This is a genomic window from Marinobacter sp. LQ44 (assembly GCF_001447155.2).
Lineage (GTDB): Bacteria > Pseudomonadota > Gammaproteobacteria > Pseudomonadales > Oleiphilaceae > Marinobacter.
Window position 1 is genome coordinate 4,051,396 of the sequence record NZ_CP014754.1, and the last position, 20,050, is coordinate 4,071,445.

Below are 20,050 nucleotides of genomic sequence, written 5' to 3' on the forward strand. Positions count from 1 at the left end.
CCAAGTGCGACGATAATTGTCGCATTACCGAGGTATCTTGATGGCTGGGCCAAATCTCCCAAACTCGTGTAGCATACAAACCATCGCAAACTGCTACGGAAGTCCGGCAACCAGATGCAAGAATTCAGCTACGACAGCGACTTAATCGGTGGCTCTCTCCTCGTCAGAGAGTCCCGGGTCATCGCCGAGTTGCTGCTGGCGCAAGCGGACGAAGAACAGTGGACGCAGGCGATTCAGGTTGAAAACCGCCTGCAAAAACGCAGCCCAGCCACCGCCAAGCGCCAGGCCAGTGCTTTGCGCAAGCGGCTGGAACGCCTGGATGAACCATTCTGGCGCGCATTGCGGGATGGCGACGACGAGCTGGCCAGCCAGATTGCTTTCGTGGCCGTGCTGGAGCGGAATCTGCTATTAGTGGAGTTTGTGGAAACCGTCCTGCGGGATGCCTTTATTTTGAGGGCGGAGAAATTGGCGCAGTACCAGTGGATGGATTTTCTGGAGGATCGAGCCCACCGAGATCCAGCCATAGGGACCTGGACAGAGTCCTCCAAAAAGAAAATGGGCCAGGTGGCATTCCGTATCCTGGCTGAAGTGGGGCTGTTGCGAAGTACCCGCAGCCTGAGATTGCAGAACATACTGGTGCGGCCCGAAGTCAATGTATTGCTGGAAGACACCCGCCGCTACCGAATCAAGGCGTGTTTGAATGTGTCCAGTACAAACCCGGCGTAAACGGGCATAAATAGAAAAACCAGATCGATGGAGCGCGTGCATGAGTCAGCCGTTACAGGACCGGCTAAATCAGATTCCGGACAAGATCCTTTCCGAAGAATTCCTTCAGGGGCAAGGCCTGGGCAATGAAATTGGCTTCTGGGTCTTTGACTATGCGCCGGAAGAAGAGCTCAAGGTACGCGAATACCTGGGTTTCCTGACCAACTTCCTATCCAAAAAACACAGTCACCTGAATGTCGCCAGCATCAACCTGCTGGAAGTCATGCGCGACTATCTGGCCGACCGCAAGTTCCTGGATAAGGCCTGCGATATGCAGGTCAAGAAAGGCGATAAAGCCCTTCTAAAAGCCTTAGCTGGCCCCATGCATATGGATAAGTTCGCCCCTTACATGATGGAAAAGACAAATGCTGCCGAGCAGGACATCATCCTCATACATGGGGTTGGCTCCGTCTGGCCGGTACTCCGGGCCCACAACCTGCTGAATAAACTCCACGGCCTGCTGGGCCATAAGCCGGTTGTGCTGTTTTACCCGGGTGAATACACCGGCCAGAGCCTGACTTTGTTCAATCGTATACCCAGCAACAACTATTACCGGGCCTTTTCATTGGTGCCCCGTACCTGATTCGCAGTACCTGACCGAATTACAAGGATGATCAGCAATGACCATTAAAGACCTCTTCTTCAAACCGCTGGACCGTTCCATCAATGGTGTGGTCAAAGCAGACCAGTCGGATGACGCAACCGTCTGGCAGGAATTGGAAGAGTATGTTGTCACCAACGAGCTGGAAAAACATTTCCGGGATTTCTTCGAGAGCTACAGCACGGATCTTAAAGACCCGTCCATCCCCAACCGGGTGGGTATCTGGATTTCCGGTTTTTTTGGTTCAGGTAAATCCCACTTCCTGAAGGCTCTGTCCTACCTGATGGAGAACAAAAAAGCCCACGATGGGCAGGGCAATACCAGGCAGGCCGTTGAGTTCTTCGATGAGCACAAACTGCGCGACGCGATGATCCGCGCCGATGTACAGAAAGCCGCGTCTACCCCGGCCGATGTCATCCTCTTTAACATAGACTCCAAAGCCAGCTCCAACGACTCCGGCAACCCGATCCTCAACGTATTCCTGCGGGTGTTCAACGAGCACCAAGGCTTTAGTGGCGACCACCCCCACATTGCCCACATGGAGCGCCATCTGGAACAAAAAGGCGTTTATCAAGCCTTCAAGGATGCGTTCCGAGACGCTACGGGTTCAGAGTGGGAAGACGAACGCGACGGTTACCAGTTCTATCAGGACGATATCGAGGGAGCCATCGCCAAGGCTCTGAACCTGTCTGCCGAAGCCGCCCATAAGTGGTTTGAAGAATCGGAAGAAACCTTCTCCGTTTCCGTGGAAAACTTCTGTCGCTGGGTTAAGGAATACCTGGATTCCCAGGGCCCGGAAAACCGCATGATCTTTATGGTGGACGAAGTAGGGCAGTTCATTGGCTCGGACACCAAGCTGATGCTCACGCTGCAAACCATCACCGAGAACCTGGGTACTATCTGCAACGGCCGGGCATGGATTGTGGTTACCTCCCAGGCGGATATGGAAGCCATACTGGGAGACCTCACTTCATCCAAAGCCAACGACTTCTCCAAGATCGCCGGTCGGTTCAAGACACGCCTATCCCTGTCGAGCTCGAACACCGACGAAGTGATTCAAAAGCGCCTGCTGCGCAAAACACCGGAAGCGGAAGCCGAGTTGTGGGCTGCCTGGGACCAAAACGGCGATATCCTCCGCAACCAGATTACCTTCGACCGCTCCGGCCCCACCCTGAAAAACTTCGATGGCCCGGAAAGCTTTGTCGCCAACTACCCCTTCGCCCCTTACCACTTCCAGTTGGTTCAAAAGGTTTTCGAGGAAATCCGCAAGGTAGGCGCAACCGGTGCCCACTTGGCCTATGGTGAGCGTTCCATGCTCGACGCCTTCCAAATGGCAGCCATGAGCGTGGCGGGCAAAGAAATTGGCGCATTGGTGCCCATGCATGCCTTCTATCGCTCCGTGGAAGGGTTTCTGGATACGGCGGTTAAGCGCACCATCGACCAGGCCAGTGAAAACGCCAGCCTGGATGATTTTGACGTTCAGATTTTGCGAACGTTGTTCATGATCCGCTACGTGGACCTGATCAAAGGCACCCTGGACAATCTCGTCACCCTGTCCATCGAGAAAATCGACGAAGACAAGCTGGCCCTGCGCAAGCACATTGAAGAAACCCTGCACCGACTGGAAAAAGAAAGCCTGATCACCCGCAACGGGGATGAGTTTCTGTTCCTGACCAACGAAGAGCGGGACATCACCCGCAAGATCAAAGCCACCGACATCGCCAGCACCGATGAAAACAAGGAACTGGCCAGCCTGATCTTCAAAGATCTGCTGAAAGACAAGAATAAGTACCGCTACCACATCAACAAAACCGACTACAGCATCGGCCGTTACCTGGACGGCCACACCCTGGATGGCCGTTACGAATCCGACTTGCGGGTGGAAGTGGTGTCGCCGCTGGACCTGGACTACAGCCAGCTCACCGAAGCCGGTTGCATCAACAAATCCAGCGAAGGCGTTGCCGGGCAGGCTGTGATCAAACTGCCTGACGACAAGACCTTCTTCCAGGAACTGCGCACCTGGCTCAAAACCAACAAGTTCATCCGCCTGAACGATGATGGCACCAACACAGACCTCACCCGTATCCTTGCCGACCGCGGCCGGGAGAACCAGGAACGGCGCAAACGCCTACGCCACACCCTGGAAGACATGCTTTTACGGGCGGAATGCTATGCCCTGGGCCAGCACCTGAAGCTGTCCACCTCCAGCCTTGCCGTGCGCTTTGATGAGGCCTGCGAATACCTGCTGGAGAATACCTACACCAAACTCGGCTTCTTGAAGGTGCTCCAGCAAGACCCGATGCGGGAGCTCAGTGCTGTGCTCACTGTAGACGACATCGGCCAGATGGGCATGGCGCTGGATGGCGAAGAGGGCAACCCCCAGGCCGTTAAAGAAGTAGAGCAGTACATCACCCTCCGCGCCGGCAGCAACGATCGCCTGCTGGTGAGCGACATTATCGACCGCTTCGCCGCGCGCCCCTATGGCTGGCCGGATGGTGAAATCCTGCTGATTCTCGGCCGCCTGGCCGCTTCCGGGCGCATCTCATTTCATACCGGGGGCCCGTCCATGCCACTCAACGAGGTGTTCGACTATCTCAACAACAGTCGGCGTCGCCGGGAAATCTCCGTCCAGAAGAAGCGTCAGACAGACGATGTCATCCTGAAGAAAGCCCGGGACCTTTCCCGGGACCTGTTTAACGCCCTGGGGCCGGACACCGAGAAAGAGCTGTTCGAGTTTTACCAGAACCATTTGAACGACTGGCTGACCAATCTGAAAAGCTACAAGAGCAAGACCGATGTAGGCCGATTCCCCGGCAAGCCAGTCATCGAAAATTCCATCCTCACCATTGAACGCCTGTTGGCCAACCGGGAAAGCTACGATTTCTTCAAGGCGGTGATCGAGAGAAAAGACGATTTGCTCGACTTGGAAGAGGACTACCGGGACGTCCACGAGTTCTTCACCAAGCAGATTCATAGCTGGCAGCAGCTGCAAACAGGCCTCGCCCATTTCGAGAAGAACCGGCAGGCACTGGAGAAGGACGATGCAGCCCGCAAGGCATTGGCTGAGATGAGGCGCATTGCAGAGGCCGACGCTCCTTATGGCCAGCTGCACAAAGTGGCTAACCTGGTTGAAACCGTAGAAACGGCCAACAACCGGATTCTCGACGAAAAACGCAGCCACGCCAGTGACCGGATAGATGAGAAAATCGCTCAGTTACAGGCAGAAATCCTAAAAAGCGGCATCGCCACACCGGACTTGAGTAACCGCCTATTGCGGCCCTTGCAGTTGATCAAAGAAGAGCTCGCCGTCGAGACCGGCATCGCCCAGATTTTCATGCTGCAAACCCAGACGGCCCAGGAAAAGCTGGAAGACAGCCTGTTCGAGTTGGAGCGGGCTATACAGTTGGAAGCAGAGAAGCAGGCCAAGGCCCGAAGAGATGCTCAGGACGACGCCGGTGACTACGCCAACAAGCCGACTGGCACGCCCTCAGGAGACACCACGGCCAAACTCGCGCCGGTGCCCATGCCCAAACCCGTGGTTGAGGTAAGTGCCACCAAAGTGTTCAACACACTGGCCAGCGGTATCTACCTGGAAAAGCAGGAAGACGTAGACAACTTCGTCAACGCCTTGAAAGACGAACTACAAACCGCCATTGCGGCGGGCAAGCGGGTACGGTTGAAATGAGCGCCCCGTCCTTGTCTGTAAAAAAAATTGGTGAGATCATCAAAAGTGTAAATAAAGTGAGATTGGTGTAAATAAAGTTCTGGCGGGCGGAAGAAAGGGAAATCATGCAGTACGCAGGTTACGCACATCTTATTAATGAGGACAGTATCTCGGCCATAGCGCCGGCGATATCTGCGGAAGTGCGCTCGGTCACCCGCAAGGGAACCATTGGCCAGACCATTGCCGTGCCCGCAAAGCTGGCCCCGGCCCCGGACGATCGCCTGGGGCACGTTCTGTTTGCCATCAAACACGAAGGCATCAACTTGCAGGTATTGGCCCAGGCGCTACCGGCTATCCCGGAACCTGAGATCCGGCAGGCCTTTGATGCCGCCCCAAATAGCCAATACCTCCGCAAGGCCTGCTTCCTGTGGGAGCACTTTACCGGTGAGACGATTCGACGCGCCACGGAGAGCATCCAGCAGGCTTACGTGCCGTTGTTTAACCCCAAAGCCTACATTACCGGCCAGGGACAGAAGAATCCCCGTTGGCGAGTGATATTCAATGGCCTGGGCACACTGGATTACTGCATCACAGTGCGGCGAACCAGAGAACTTCAGGCGTTGCTTGATGAACACTTGCTGCAAAAAGCCACCGAGTTCACCGAGTCACTGCCGAAAGACATTCTTAACCGCACGCTGGCCTGGGCCTACCTGCACGAAACCCGGGACTCCTACGCCATTGAAAACGAGGCGCCGTCGGAAGACAAGGCTACCCGCTTCGTGAACCTGCTAAAACAGGCCCACAGCCCCCGTAAACTGGATGAAGACTACCTGGTAGACCTGCAAAACGCCGTTATCAGCAATGTGTTCTCCCAGGCTGTGTCTTTCCGCACGGAACAGAACTACCTCAGTAACGGCTTACGTGGTGCGCTGGGAGTTACCTATGTGCCGCCAGCTCCGGAACTGTCACGCTCCCTGATGGAAAAGCTGATGGCATTGGCAAACCAGCCACCGGAAGCGGTGGACCCACTGGTACTGGCAAGCATCGTATCTTTCGGCTTTGTGTTTGTTCATCCCTTTATGGATGGCAACGGTCGCCTGTCCCGGTTTTTGTTTCATCAGGTACTGTGCCAGCGTGGGGCCCTTCAAAATGGCCTCGTGCTGCCGGTATCCATCGTGCTACGCCAGAATGAATCTGAGTACCTAGGGGTGTTACAGGCGTTTTCGGAGCAAGCGAGGCAGTACTGGGACGTTACTTACATCGACGAAAACCAGTTCCAGTTCGAATTTAAGGGCCATGAAGCCCTCTACCGATACTGGGATGGAACCCACTGCGCCGAATTCATGTGCCGGGCAACCAAACAGGCCATAGAACAACACCTGAAGGAAGAAACCGTCTTCCTCACGCGGTACGACGAAATCTACCGCCGCATAGACCAGGACTTTGATATACCCAACACTGATCTCTCCAGACTGGTGATGTTCTGCCTGGACCAAAACGGCCGCATCTCAAACCACCGGCGCAAACAGTATCAATACAGTGTGCCGGAAGAGGTGTTCGATGCCTTGGAGAAGACTTATCAAGGTGTTGTTTCGGGCGCTGACTCTGAAATGCGCAAAGAGCGATAGATGAGAAATTGAGATACCTATGGCAAAAAAAATATCCGACACTCATGTCCTCAATTTGGTGAGAACCCACGGGCCGGTGAAAGCTCGCCAATTGGCCACCATTTTTTCGAAGGAATTTGATTTCCACGTCGATCGCAGTGACGTCAATTCGATACTCTACCGCCTCAAGAAAGAAGGCAAAGCCGAGGTGAACGGCAGCTTCGAGTGGACTTTGACCCCCAATCAGAAAGAGAAAACAGGGAAATCTGAACCGCAGAAAGATCTGTTCGAGCCTGCACCGGCAGAGTCAATTATCACCTTTACACCGGAGCAGGAGGCCATCATCAGCCTCGATCCTCAGGATCATTTGCTGATACGGGGCCAGGCAGGTAGTGGCAAAACCACTGTGCTCGCAGCGAGAGCGGGCCGAATCCTTTCCTCCATGAGTAAGGGTTCCCTGCTGTTCCTTACCTACAACGGTGCACTGAGTGCTTACGTCAAAAAGGCGTTCCGTAAAGCCGGCCTGAAAAACGATCTGGATGTTATGACTTACCACGATTGGGCCAAGCGAACATCCAAGGCTCTAGGTTTTGAGCTTAAAGACTGGATCAACGGCAAGGCAAGGAACGAGCAGCTAAAAAAACTGATCGCAGAGTCAAAGCAGGAGCTGGGCGAGCACCGTCTGTTCAATATCGACGATAACACCACTCTCCTGAACTGGTGGGGTGAGGAAATTGCCTGGCTCTTTGGTCAGCATGTCACCCGCCTGGATGAGTACCTTCAGGTAGAGCGAGTAGGGCGCGGTACCAATATTCGCCTCAGCCAGGAAGACCGGCGCTTCGTTTGGCATGTCTTCGAGGCATACCAGGAGTGGCTGGAAGAAACCAATAGCGAAGACTATGACAACCCAGCCGGGCTCGTGCTCCGGGCATTGATGACGGGATCTGGCGAGTTTCCTGAAGAACTCAGATACGACCATGTGATGGTCGACGAGGTTCAGGATTTCGATAAAAGCTGGCTGATGGCCGTTGCCAAGGTGCCCCGCGTGTCCTTGAGCATGGCGGGGGATCTGGCGCAAAAAATCTACCGTCGTAGCTTCTCTTGGAGTTCTGTTGGCATACAGGTGCAGGGTGGCCGTTCCCGTAAGTTGTCTTCCAGCCATCGGACTACTCGCCAGATCATGGATGTAGCCGAATACCTGCTGGCGAACAACGATGTCAGCCAGATGGCGGATTACACACCGCCCCTTAAGCCCACCAAGAACGGCGATAAGGTACGGGTAATCAGTGCAGCTGATGCCCGATCAGCCTACACCGCGGGCTACGAGTACGTGGCAAAAAATTTCAAACGCCTGCGAACAACCACCGTTGCGGTGGCCATGCCGTTTAACCGGCAGTTAATTCCCGCCCAGAAAGCACTGGAAAAGCTGGGCGTCACCGTGAAAAAAGCCAAAGGCGCTACATTAGGCGGTTTCAGTGGCGGCGTTGTCGTCACCACCTACCATCAGTTGAAAGGGTTGGAGTTCGATCACGTGGTGATCATGGGGCTCCACGACGCCCAATACCCTGGCCGACTTCTGGAAAATGTGCCCGAAGAAGATCAAGCGGACGAAGAAAACCTGCTTCGCCGGGTACTCTACGTCGCCATGACCCGTGCTAAAGAAAGCGTAACCCTGGTGGGTAGTGAACCATTCTGCCGTTTCCTAAAAGACGTGCCAGACGACTTGATTGAGAAGGTCTGAAACCAAGCATGAACACAGCCAACATCAAAAAATACGCCCCCAAAGCCCGCAACAACTTCATCGCTGCGGTCACCAAACAGGCTGCCCGTTACGGCATCACCGCCAAAGGCACCGAGTCCATGGAGCAGCGGGGGGATATTGCCCTGATTGGCGAAAAGGCCTTCCCCAAAGCCATCGCCCCGGCCCGCAAGGCATTGGAGCGGATGGTGGAGCAAATGGGCTTTGCCCAGGCCATGGAGCAAGCGGCTTACAGCTGGTTTAATCGCCTGTGCGCCATCCGCTACATGGAAATCCACGACTTTCTAGATCACGGCCGCCGCGTGCTCAGCACCGCAAACGGTGATGCCGGCACACCGCAGATCCTCGACGACTGCCTGGACATCAGCCTGCCAGGGCTTGACCCACAACAAGTCGCGGAACTAAAGCTGGACGGCAATAAAGACGAAGAGCTGTATCGCGAACTCCTGTTGGCCCAATGCCACGCCCTGCACGAGGCCATGCCGTTCCTGTTTGAAGCGGTAGACGATGCCACCGAACTGCTGCTGCCCGACAACCTCACCAAAACCGATTCCCTTATCCGGGAGCTGGTCAGTGCCATCCCGGAAGACGACTGGCAGGATGTGGAAATCATCGGCTGGCTGTACCAGTTCTATATCTCGGAGAAGAAAGACCAGGTGATCGGCAAGGTGGTCAAAAGCGAAGACATCCCCGCTGCCACCCAGCTGTTCACCCCCAACTGGATTGTGCAGTACCTGGTACAAAACTCCGTAGGCCGTCAATGGCTGCAAACCTACCCGGACAGCCCACTGCGAAACCAGATGCCGTACTTCATCGAACCCGGCGAGCAGCCCCCGGAAGTGCAGGCTCAGTTGGATGAAATGTTACCCGATGCGATAGATCCGGAGAGCATCAAAGTTCTCGACCCCGCCTGTGGCTCTGGCCACATACTGGTGGAAGCCTACAAAATCCTGAAAGCCATCTATGAGGAGCGCGGCTACCGCAGCCGGGACATCCCGCAGCAGATCCTCAAACACAACCTGTTCGGCCTGGACATAGACGACCGGGCAGGGCAGCTAGCCGGCTTCGCCCTCATGATGCTGGCGAGAGAAGACGACCGCCGCCTGTTCAGCCGGGTGGCGGAAGGTGATGTCACCCTCAATGTGCTTTCTCTCAAGGAAACCGGCCACCTGAACCTGCTCCAACTCTGGCAGGATCTAAACCTGAGTGGCGACTGGCAGCAGGGTAGCTCCCAGAGCCTGTTTGAGAGTGAGCAGGCTGACTTGAGCAGCGCGAGTGCCGATGAACGCTACCAACTGCTGCAACGAACTTTGGAACGGTTTGAAGAAGCCAAAACCTTCGGCTCCTTGATCGAAGTGCCCGAGGAAGACGCAGCACCGCTGAAAGCCCTAGTTGATGAGCTGGAACAGTTAGCCCGCATGGGTGACGTGATGCAGAAACCAGCGGCGGAAATGTTGCTACCGTATGTTCAGCAGGCTTGGATGCTGGGCCAGAGATATGATGCGGTTATTGCGAACCCACCCTACATGGGCAGCAAAGGCATGAATGCGCCGCTGAAAAAGTTCGCAAAAGATGCGTACCCAAACAGCAAGTCAGATCTCTTCGCGATCTTTATGGAGCGAGCATTTTCATTGCTCAGGCCCAACGGATACAACGCGCAGATCAACATGCAGTCGTGGATGTTTCTCTCTAGCTATTTCCGCTTACGTGAAGAGATCCTTAATGCCAAAACAATCATATGCCTTGCGCATCTAGGGCCAAGGGCCTTCGCCGAAATTTCTGGGGAAATAGTCCAAACTGTCGCTTGGATTATAGCTAATCAGCATATTGATCAGTACCAGCCAGTTTTCTACCGACTAGTTGAAGGTAATGATGAGAGAAAACGATTAGCGTTAATAGATACCTCAAATAGAATTGTGAATGTTAAGCAGAATGACTTTACGGCGATTCCAGGGAATACAATCGCATACTGGCTTTCCCCTCCAATGAGGAACTCGTTCTCTAACCATCGAAAATTAGCAGATTTTGCTATGCCGAAGGAGGGCCTGAATACTACAAATAATGATAGATTTCTTCGTCGCTGGTGGGAGTGTGACTTGAAAAGCTTAAAACTTTTTTCAAAGTCCGCTCAGGAAGCAAGGTCGAGTCAAAAAAAATGGTTTCCGTGTCAAAAGGGTGGAAGCTACCGAAAATGGTTTGGAAATAATGAGTATGTAGTCAACTGGGAAAATTCCGGTGAAGAGATAAAAAGAAACGTAGTTAAAAACTATGGCTCGGTAACAAAAAGAGTTGTAAATGAATCTTATTATTTTAGGGAAGGAATTACTTGGTCAGCAGTTTCGAGTTCGCCGTTTGCTATGAGGTGTGTACCGTTTGGTCACATATTTGAGACTGCTGGTAGTATGTGTTTTTTTGAATCAAAAAATGATCAGTTAATAACTCTTGGATTCTGTAATTCATCCATTGCGACTCCATTGCTCGAATGCGTGAGCCCAACATTATCTTTTAAACCGGGTCCAGTTGGGAGCCTCCCTATTGTTTCAAGCGTGAAAGAAGATGCTTTTTCAATAATTGAGTCGGCAGTAAAGATATCAATTGATGATTGGAATGATTACGAAACCTCCTGGGGCTTTGCTAAGGATCCACTAACTGGGATTATACTTAACAACTTTACTATCCGAAATGCGTACGACAAGCTTTCAGTTCAGCGACATAAAATAGTCGTTGAGATGAAACAGTTGGAGGAGCAAAACAATCTTACTTTTATTGAGGCATATGGTCTTGAAAGCGATTTGCAGGCCGAAGTGCCATTGGAACGAATTACCCTTTTTTGCAATCCCTACTATCGGTATGGTCGTAAGAACGCGATTGAACATCAAACCCAACTGAAGTGTGATGCTATAAGAGATCTACTTTCTTACTCCATAGGCTGCATGATGGGTCGATACTCGCCGGATAGGCCTGGCTTGATCCTCGCCAGCCAGAGCGAAACCCTGCAGGACTACCTGCGTCAGATCCCGTCACCACGCTTTGCCCCAGACGATGACGCCATTCTGCCGCTCACCGATCAGGAATGGTTCGCTGACGATGCCACCAACCGTTTCCGCGAGTTTGTCCGCGTGGTCTGGGGCGATGAGCATCTACAGGAAAATCTGGATTTTGTAGCGGAAAGCCTCTGCTTGCACGCCATCAAACCCAAGCGCGGCGAGTCCGCGCTCGACACCATCCGCCGTTACCTGAGTACCCAGTTTTATAAGGATCACCTGCGCACCTATAAAAAGCGCCCCATCTACTGGCTATTCAGCTCCGGTAAACACAAGGCCTTTGAGTGCCTTGTCTACCTGCACCGTTATAACGAAGGCACGTTGGCACGGATGCGCACCGAATACGTCATCCCCCTCAGCGCCAAGCTCAACGCCTACGCTGAAAAGCTGGAACAAGATAAAGAAGCCAGCACCTCAGCCGCTGAAACCAAACGCCTGGAAAAAGAAATCGCTACCCTGCACAAACAACAGGCCGAACTCGCCGAATTCGACGAAAAACTCCGCCACTACGCCGACCAGCGCATCAGCCTGGATCTGGATGATGGGGTGAAGGTGAATTATGGGAAGTTCGGGGATTTGTTAGCTGAGGTGAAAGCTGTCACAGGGGGCAAGCCGTAGTGAGCACTGTCGCAGAAGCCACAAGTCCTCATGTCCTGAGGTTCAGGGAGCGAAGTGTCGGGGTCATGGTGAGAATTTGCAAAGAGATGGTTACTTTTCGGGACACATGGAGACCAGAAGTTGGGTAGCATTATTCCAAATTCAGTAATAGGCGCTGTTTCTTCGGTAATCGCAGCTCATTACTACAGTCATTCCAAGCTGGAAACACTCTTCATGGAAAGCGGTGCTCCCGGTGATGCTCCAGAAGGCAACTGTGAGAAAAAATGCAGTGATTGGTTGAAGCGATGCAATGAAGATCCTGGCATTGATGCTCTTGAGGTCTTGGGAAGAGTTATTCAAAGCTACATGGACCAAGCCCCACCGATTTCGTTTTTTGATGATTCGCCTTCAAGTATTGAGGAGGGCCAGGAGAGGATTAAAGCGGCTCTGGCCCAAAACCAGCTTTCGTACCGACAGAATGGCTATATTACTCAAGCAGGGTCGACGCCAATCTCCAAAACATTAGAGGAATATCTAAAGTCGGGCAATTTTTCATCTATTGAAAAAGAGTTTGAGAGAGCGGTAGAGCATATTCAAACTGACCCACACGCAGCAGTCACTGCTGCCTGCTCGATTATCGAATCGGCACTGAAGTTCTACATAGAGCATTTCAATCTAGTCGCACCAAATAAATTGAACGTCATGCCGCTGTGGGCAGCAGTGCAACCACACCTGCGTTTGAACGCTGATGCCACCTTGGCCGCAGATCAGCACAAAGTGCTAAAAGGTATATCATCAATCATTGATGGCGTTGGGTCATTCAGGTCACACATTGGATCTGCTCATGGTCGTGGTTCTAGCCCGCCGGGTATTGTTGTTGCCGAGGCCCGACTAGTTGTTAATGCGGCACATACCTTGGTGGTCTTTGTTATGGAGATTCTACATGCCAAAAAAGACTAAAAATCGAAGGCATACCGCCGTTCATTCCACTGCGCTTTCAGCTCCACTCCAAGGGCGTGCATGCTGCTGGTGCGAGTGCTAAAGATGATCGATAAACCAATTGCCTTCGAACTTGTTGTCCGCCGCTTCCTTGGCAGGTCGAAGGCTTCTCATATCGCGAACCAGGAGCAGAATGAAAAGATCCGTAAAACCTGGCTCAAAAGGGTTGCAGCAAAGATCACCCGTGAAATCGATGAGGTTGAGACGTTTGAGGAACATCGTGTCCAGTTACATCATTTTGTAGGTGAGTTTGACCAAGCACTTTCAGGTAAAAAGATGGATCCGTGGTATGCGGTCTACTCCTTATTGGGCCTTTCAGCAGCCTTGCTTGGCCGGGTCTCCGCAAGTGGTGCAAGATTATGCTTGCCGAGCTACACCTTGAGTATGGATGAATATTATACAAGGCTGATTCGGCAGGGTGGTGATCCGCTGCAGTCTCACACGGATAGGCACAACATCGTCGAGACCCGTAGGGAAGTAGTCGAGTTTCTAAAAGGAAAGGGCCTCAACGATAACCAGGTTGGCCTTGTATTGAATATCTCGGCCCACCAAATTCGCAAGCTTAAGCTTTGATCTGTAAAAATATTCGAGCGCACCAGACTCTAGAGAGGTATTCAACATGGCAAGATGCACAGCTCCAGTAAATGGCCACCGCACAGCGAGTGCAGAAGCTGCTTGCCCTGCGTGTAGTAGCCGCAGTGGGTACCGCTCGTATTCATCCTATTCGTCTTACCCATACTCGTCATTTGGGGGTAGCAGCGCTAACAGTAGCGGGGGCAGTCGAAGAAGTAGTGGCGGCGGTTCTGGCCGCACCACGAAACCCCGCTGGTCCCGAGCAAGCTCACCCGTCATGTACACACCTTCGGAAGTAAGGACACTTACACCCATACGTGAAAGCGTTGAAGAGCGGGCATCAGTTCCTGACCTACGGGACACTTTTCTTTGCCATGCTTGGGATGATCGCAAAGGAGCTGCAAAAGAGCTTCACGATCTGCTTGTATCGAGCGATGTCTCTGTTTGGTTCAGTGAAAAAGACGTGCTTCTCGGTTCGTCGCTACTGCGCGAAATCGATAAGGGTTTAGCACGGTCGCGGGTCGGGATTGTATTGGTAACCCCCGCGTTCCTGAGACGAGTAAATGCAGAAGGTATCGCTGATAAAGAGCTTTCAGCACTCTTGGCGCGTGATCTGCTCGTTCCCATCGTACACAACACTACATATGAGGCCCTTCGTGAAGTGAGCCCCTTGCTCGGGTCCCGCAGCGGCCTGAGCACTGCAGAGGAACCAATGACTGAAATCGTGGCCAAGTTAGCTGAACTGGTTACTTTGGAAGACTAGGAACGTGCTCGAAAATTGTCAGCAAAATAATGACCATTATGGGAAAATGAGAGGCGTAGATGAATATCCGGAAATTGCAAATTAAAGGTTTCAAAAGCCTCGCAAACTTATCTCTTGAGGATGTGTCCCCATTCCTAGTTTTTGCCGGTGCGAATGGTTCAGGTAAAAGCAATATTGTAGATGCTATGGCATTTCTGGGCACTGTCGTCAAGTTGGGCGCAGTGCAGGCCAGAACTCAGTTTGGGGGGTTCTCTCAGATACATTGTTATAAGTACCGTAAGGAGAAGCGCACAACTATCAGCTTTGCTATGGTTTTGGAGCTGGCTGGCAGCGTTCATTCCTACAGTATCACGATAGGCTCTATGGATAAGTCGCCGGTGATTTCTGAAACTCTTAGAGTAGATGATCGGCTTGTGATTGATCGCCGTGGCAGCGGTAATACCAAGGTTATGTTGAGCGATGAAGCAGGGCTTCAGGCATTGCCTGATTATCCTCCTGACATGACCGCATTGATGCTACTAGGGCAGAACCCACTTTATGAGTTCCTGACTAACATCAAGGTATTTCGGATCGATCCGCTTTCCGCAAAGGAGCCGGATAGCTCCACAACCGATACCAGCGAACTGGATGTTCATGGGAAAAATCTGGCGTCTATGTTGTCAACGCTAGAGAACCGCCCGGAGTTCAGGGATCAGGTTCTGGAGTGGATGGAGCTCATTGTGCCTGGCATGGAAAGCGTGACCACTGAGCGGCAACGGCTGGATGGGTCAACGGTGATCACTTTTAAAGAGGAGGGCACAAAAAACCGGTTTCCTGCAAAACTGATCTCCGACGGTACCATCTTTGTTCTTTGTATCCTCACTGCGGTGTTGAGTCGCGCCAATGAAAGTGGCATCACCATTATTGAAGAACCTGAGCGTGGCATTCATCCGAAAGCCATCGGTGAACTGGTTCAGTTGATGAGGGAGAGTGCGTCTGCCCGGCACCCTGTGTTCCTTACCACACATAGTGAATCTATAGTCCGAAATCTCGAAACCTCAGAGTTGTATTTGGTAGCCAAAGTAGAAGGCAAAACCCAGGTTAAGGCGGCATTACCGGCCGGCGTGGATAAAGCTCAGATTCCGTTGGACACCGCATGGCTGACCAATCTGTTCGACGGAGGTCTGCCATGGTGAAAGTAGGCTTTATTGTGGAGGGCGCTAGCGAGCGTATTGTTGTCGAATCGGAGATGTTTCGGCATTTGTGCCGGCTAGCTGGTTTTGAGCTCGTCACGCCCGTGGTAGATGCCCAAGGAGGCGGTAATTTATTGCCACAGAACATTGATGCGTTTATTTCGCGCCTAGAAAATGCCGATGCTCAGCATATCTTTGTGCTTACCGATCTAGAAGATGAGGCGAGCGTAACGGATGTTCGTGACCGGATTTCCGATGCGCGGATTAACACGACGTTTGTCGCAGTCAAGGCACTTGAAGCTTGGTATCTCGCCGATACTAAGGCTATGAATAACTGGCTGGGAATCAGTAATTTCTATGAAGAGAATCCAGAGGCAACGGCTGATAAGCCATGGAACAGACTGAAAGAAATTGCAGCAGATCTGGGTAAGCGGGGCCCAGGGAATAAAGTGGCTTTCACGAAAAAGCTTGTTAAGCATTGGGAATTTTCACTTGAACGTGCAGCAAGTCATCCAAATTGCCCTAGTGCAAAAGAACTCGTGGAATATTTCAGCCAGGTCGCAGAATCGTAAACAACATGATTACAGGTATGCGGATAAACAGCTTTAACTCCTTAGTTGGTTTCTGAGTGTGCTTGGCCGAATCAGTAGGCTCCCATTCCTCCTCGATTTGGAGAAGGATCGCAACATTGATGTCTCCCGATTGACCTGCGGTCTTTGCGTGAGTTTAGAAAAACCGTTTTCAGAAGCCGTTTTCAGGTATTAAGGCCAGCAGAATGTGTAATGTCTGCTTAGATTGTGATGGCGAAAAGTGCTAAAAGCGACGCTCTCTGTCGCTTTATCATGAGACTGTCAAGGTGAACTGAACCGAAGGAGTCATATTCATGATCACAGTAACCGTTGCAGGAATGGAGCAGCCTCTGGAAGGACTTTCTGAAAGTTGGCTTCATGAGCAAATAAGGCGGCGTCAGAAAGCGGGAGAGTCGGTGTGTGTGCAGGTAGGAGTGCGTACATCGGAAATTAATGTTGGTGTTTCATCAGGGGCATGCCCCATGGGGCCTGGCGGTTCCAGGAGGCCCAACTCAAAAGAGCAACAGGTTTTAGATCTCTGGTCGCATTTTGGTTTGGGGCATGGGGATCTCAACAGCGGTAAACTGGTTGCGTTTCTTCAGCGATTGCGATCGCTGGTTTAGGTTCTGAAAAGTTAAGGATGATGTATGGCGAAGCTGGTTTTCTCTTATTCCCATGTGGATGAGGCTCTGAGGGATGAGCTGGAAAAGCACCTGATGCCCCTTAAAAGGCGAGGGCTCATTTCCACGTGGCATGACAGGCGAATAACAGCTGGTACTGAACTGCATGGGGAGATAGGCCAGCACTTTGAAGATGCCGACATCATCCTTTTGCTGATCAGCCCCGACTTCATCAATTCAGATTATTGCTACGACGTTGAAGTGAAGCACGCCCTCAAGCGGCACAATAAAGGTGAGGCGCGTGTGGTTCCGGTGATTCTGAAAACCTGTGACTGGCATGATCTGCCATTCGGAAAGCTGATGGCCACCCCAGAGGATGGTTATCCGATCTCGAAATTCACTCACGTCGAAGATGGTTTCTACCAAGTCGCTCAGGCCATCAAATCTGTTTTGAAGGAATTGGGTGCCACGGCCCAGAACTCTCCTACTGGGAATACCCGCCCGGCTACATCGCCATCATTCGTACAGCCTGTCGATTCTGGTCCTCGCAGCAGCAATTTGGGCATTCGAAAGGAATTCAGTGACAGGGATAAAGACCTTGCTCGTCGGGAAGGAATTCAGTTCCTGTCTCGTTTCTTTGAAAATTCCTTAAAGGAGATCTGCGTTCGGAATCCCGAGTTGGAGCAAGATTTTCACCAGAAGGATGCTGACAGCTTCGAGGCTTCTCTTTACCAAAATGGGCAAAGAGTTTGTCACTGTGGCATATGGAAAACTGGCGGAGGTATGGCGCTGGGAGATATTTGTTACAGCCAATCCGGGGTCTCGACCAATAGCTGTAATGATGCCGTTACGTTAGAAGACGATGGAACTATGCTTGGGTTCCGCTCGATGATGGGCGGAATGTCCGGGTACGGTCGTGACAGTTTGCTCACGTGCGAGGGCGTCGCCGAGTACTTTTGGGACAGCTTTATTCGACCCCTCAAATGAGCATTGCCTGCGCTCCTCAGGCATTTACTGAAAACCAAAAACGATAATTAGGAAAACACATGGAAGAGCCAACCCCAGCAGTTGACGCTGTCATCGCCATCGTCACCCTTCTTATTTTCTTTACTCCGGTCGTGATCGCGTGGCTTTCCAGGCGAAGCCGAAATGCTATGAAGAAAAAGCTGGCCGAGGCGATGTTGGCTTTGAAGCAGGCTGAAGAGAAGAAAAGGGAAGCGGAAAAATACAGCGCCGACCTGGATGCCAGATACAAGCCCATTACCGATATGGAACAGCACGCCCGGCTGTTACTTGGTAAGGCGGAGATGCAGGCGCAGACGGTTAGGAATGATGCGGAACGTGTATATTCCGAAGCTCAGAAAAGACTGAGCGAGGCCACGGAAGAGGCAGGTCAAATCAGTACGGAAGCAAAGGCAGCGCTCAAAGAGGCGAGGCTGAAGGCCGATCAGATTGAGGCTGACGGTCGGGCAGAGGCCGAGAGGGTACTCGATTTTGCCAAACGACAGGCGGAAGAAGTAGCTGGTGACGCTATCGCGGCCAAGGGGAAGGCTGACCTGTACGAGGCCACTGTGGTTGCCATGCGCAACACCATCCAAGGCTACAAAGATGACTATATCATCCCTAATCATGCGGTTCTGGATGAGTTGGCGGAGGAATACAGCCATAAGGAAGCCGGCGAGCAATTGAAACGAGCAAGAAAGCGCGTTCGGGACATGGTCAAGAATGGCAACGCGGGGGCCTGCGATTATGCGGAGGCGAACCGGCGAGCTTTTGCAATACACTTCGCCGTGGATGCCTTCAACGGTAAAGTCGATTCGGCGTTGGCCAAGGTCAAGCACGACAACTACGGCAAGATTAAACAGGAAGTCCTGGATGCGTTCGCCCTGGTGAATCACAACGGTATGCCATTTCGTAATGCTCGTATTAATCAGGAATACCTGGAGGCTCGCTTGGAGGAGCTGAAGTGGGCGGTTGCCACTCACGAGCTGAGGCAGACCGAACGGGAGGAGCAGCGGGCCATTCGGGAGCAAATGCGTGAGGAAGAAAAAGCTCGCCGCGAAATAGAGAAGGCCATTAAAGAGGTCGAAAAAGAAGAACGCATGCTCCAAAAAGCCATGGAAACTGCTCGTAAGGAGCTGGCTTCTGCTCACGGTGAGCAGCGCGCAGAGTATGAAGCCCAGCTCGCTGAGCTGGAATCCAAGCTGATAGAGGCGGAGAGCCGGGGGCAGCGGGCCATTTCGATGGCGCAGCAGACCAGGCGAGGCCATGTTTATGTCATCAGTAACATTGGCAGCTTTGGTGAGAACGTATTCAAGATAGGTATGACGCGCCGGCTGGAGCCTGCGGACCGGGTGAAAGAGCTGGGTGATGCTTCCGTTCCCTTCGATTTTGATGTCCATGCCATGATCTACAGTGATGATGCGCCAGCGCTGGAAAAGGCTTTGCATCGCCGGTTTGATGAGGCATCAGTGAACAAGGTTAATCCCCGCAAGGAATTCTTTAATCTGAACGTTGCAGAGATTCGCCAGGCGGTAGAGCAGCAGGGCATGAACGAAATACACTGGACCATGAAAGCGGAAGCGGCGGAGTATCGGGAGTCTCTGAGTATTTCCAGAAAGCGGGCTATGGAAGCGCCGGTTACTGCATAAATCGCGGCACTTCGATCCAATATTTCAACGTTTTATGCTGCAGGTGAGATACTCTTCGTCTTGAGATTTGGTCTTTCGAAGGGTGTGGTAGAATTGCTCAAAGCTTGTACGACTAGAGGCAGCCATTATGGAAATACAATCACTCACCGTATCTGAGCGCATCATTCTTGCAGAGGCGCTTTGGGACAGCGTGGTTGCGGAGGGCTCGGAAATTGAGCTTACTGATGCCCAGAAACTGGAACTCGACCAGCGATTGCAGGCATTCGAGCTAGACCAGGATCGAGGCAGTACGTGGGCTGACGTTAAGGCTCGGATATTGTCAAAGTAATGGGATATACGCTCACACTTCGAAAGGACGCGGAGCTGGATGTCGGGGTGCATTTCGATTTCTATGAAGAGAAAAGGGAGGGCCTTGGCCATGATTTTCTCTTGTGTCTCGAAGAGGCTTTGGACAAGGTCCAGAGAAATCCTCTTATTTACCGTAAAATTCATAGGGAGTTGAGGCGAATCCCAATCCGCCGATTCCCTTACCGCATTTTTTATCTGGTGCAAGGCCAGGAAGTTATTGTTACCGCCATTTTCCATGCTCGGAAAGATCCCGCATCCTGGTCCGGTCGGGCATAAGCAACTCAACCTGTAATCCCTGTGGTACATTGCTAAACTATC

16 protein-coding genes are annotated in these 20,050 nt (G+C 52.2%); all 16 read left to right on the plus strand.

Annotated elements, in window-relative coordinates; all coding sequences use genetic code 11:
* Positions 1–114: 114 nt before the first annotated feature.
* A complete protein-coding gene (locus ASQ50_RS18560) occupies positions 115–726 on the plus strand; it encodes a DUF1819 family protein (RefSeq protein ID WP_058091392.1) in 612 nt (203 codons plus the stop codon).
* A 40-nt stretch (positions 727–766) separates the two neighbouring features.
* The gene (locus ASQ50_RS18565) at positions 767–1,348 is read left to right on the plus strand and encodes a DUF1788 domain-containing protein (RefSeq protein WP_058091393.1); all 582 of its coding nucleotides are present in this window, start codon (positions 767–769) and stop codon (positions 1,346–1,348) included.
* Positions 1,349–1,385: 37 nt separating this feature from the next.
* Positions 1,386–5,051, plus strand: coding sequence for a BREX system P-loop protein BrxC (gene brxC / locus ASQ50_RS18570; RefSeq protein ID WP_058091394.1), 3,666 nt, complete (start codon positions 1,386–1,388; stop codon positions 5,049–5,051).
* Positions 5,052–5,155: 104 nt separating this feature from the next.
* On the plus strand, positions 5,156–6,658 hold the full coding sequence (locus ASQ50_RS18575) for a Fic family protein (protein WP_058091395.1): 1,503 nt from the start codon (positions 5,156–5,158) through the stop codon (positions 6,656–6,658).
* Between the two features lie 19 nt (positions 6,659–6,677).
* Positions 6,678–8,378 (plus strand): 3'-5' exonuclease, encoded by a 1,701-nt coding sequence (locus ASQ50_RS18580; protein WP_058091396.1) that lies wholly within the window; start codon positions 6,678–6,680, stop codon positions 8,376–8,378.
* Between the two features lie 8 nt (positions 8,379–8,386).
* A complete protein-coding gene (pglX, locus tag ASQ50_RS18585; protein ID WP_058091397.1) occupies positions 8,387–12,058 on the plus strand; it encodes a BREX-1 system adenine-specific DNA-methyltransferase PglX in 3,672 nt (1,223 codons plus the stop codon).
* A gap of 120 nt (positions 12,059–12,178) precedes the next feature.
* Positions 12,179–12,997 carry an abortive infection family protein gene (locus tag ASQ50_RS18590; protein ID WP_058091398.1) on the plus strand — a complete coding sequence of 273 codons (819 nt, stop codon included), beginning with the start codon at positions 12,179–12,181 and terminating at the stop codon, positions 12,995–12,997.
* Between the two features lie 84 nt (positions 12,998–13,081).
* A complete protein-coding gene (locus ASQ50_RS18595; protein ID WP_197492703.1) occupies positions 13,082–13,609 on the plus strand; it encodes a hypothetical protein in 528 nt (175 codons plus the stop codon).
* 277 nt (positions 13,610–13,886) lie between these two features.
* The gene (locus ASQ50_RS18600) at positions 13,887–14,372 is read left to right on the plus strand and encodes a toll/interleukin-1 receptor domain-containing protein (protein WP_227513212.1); all 486 of its coding nucleotides are present in this window, start codon (positions 13,887–13,889) and stop codon (positions 14,370–14,372) included.
* A 59-nt stretch (positions 14,373–14,431) separates the two neighbouring features.
* On the plus strand, positions 14,432–15,547 hold the full coding sequence (locus tag ASQ50_RS18605; protein ID WP_058091401.1) for an AAA family ATPase: 1,116 nt from the start codon (positions 14,432–14,434) through the stop codon (positions 15,545–15,547).
* Positions 15,541–16,116, plus strand: coding sequence for a DUF4276 family protein (locus ASQ50_RS18610; protein WP_058091402.1), 576 nt, complete (start codon positions 15,541–15,543; stop codon positions 16,114–16,116). Before ASQ50_RS18605 ends, ASQ50_RS18610 begins: the two co-directional genes overlap by 7 nt.
* Before the next feature lie 311 nt (positions 16,117–16,427).
* A complete protein-coding gene (locus ASQ50_RS21125; RefSeq protein ID WP_156510038.1) occupies positions 16,428–16,736 on the plus strand; it encodes a hypothetical protein in 309 nt (102 codons plus the stop codon).
* 24 nt (positions 16,737–16,760) lie between these two features.
* Entirely contained in the window at positions 16,761–17,720 is a 960-nt protein-coding gene (locus ASQ50_RS18615; RefSeq protein ID WP_058091403.1) for a toll/interleukin-1 receptor domain-containing protein, read from the plus strand.
* A 59-nt stretch (positions 17,721–17,779) separates the two neighbouring features.
* Positions 17,780–19,384 (plus strand): DUF4041 domain-containing protein, encoded by a 1,605-nt coding sequence (locus ASQ50_RS18620; protein ID WP_058091404.1) that lies wholly within the window; start codon positions 17,780–17,782, stop codon positions 19,382–19,384.
* 127 nt (positions 19,385–19,511) lie between these two features.
* Entirely contained in the window at positions 19,512–19,712 is a 201-nt protein-coding gene (locus ASQ50_RS18625; RefSeq protein WP_058091405.1) for an addiction module protein, read from the plus strand.
* Complete coding sequence (locus ASQ50_RS21855) at positions 19,712–20,008, plus strand: type II toxin-antitoxin system RelE/ParE family toxin (RefSeq protein WP_058091406.1); 297 nt, start codon at positions 19,712–19,714, stop codon at positions 20,006–20,008. Before ASQ50_RS18625 ends, ASQ50_RS21855 begins: the two co-directional genes overlap by 1 nt.
* Positions 20,009–20,050 lie beyond the last annotated feature (42 nt).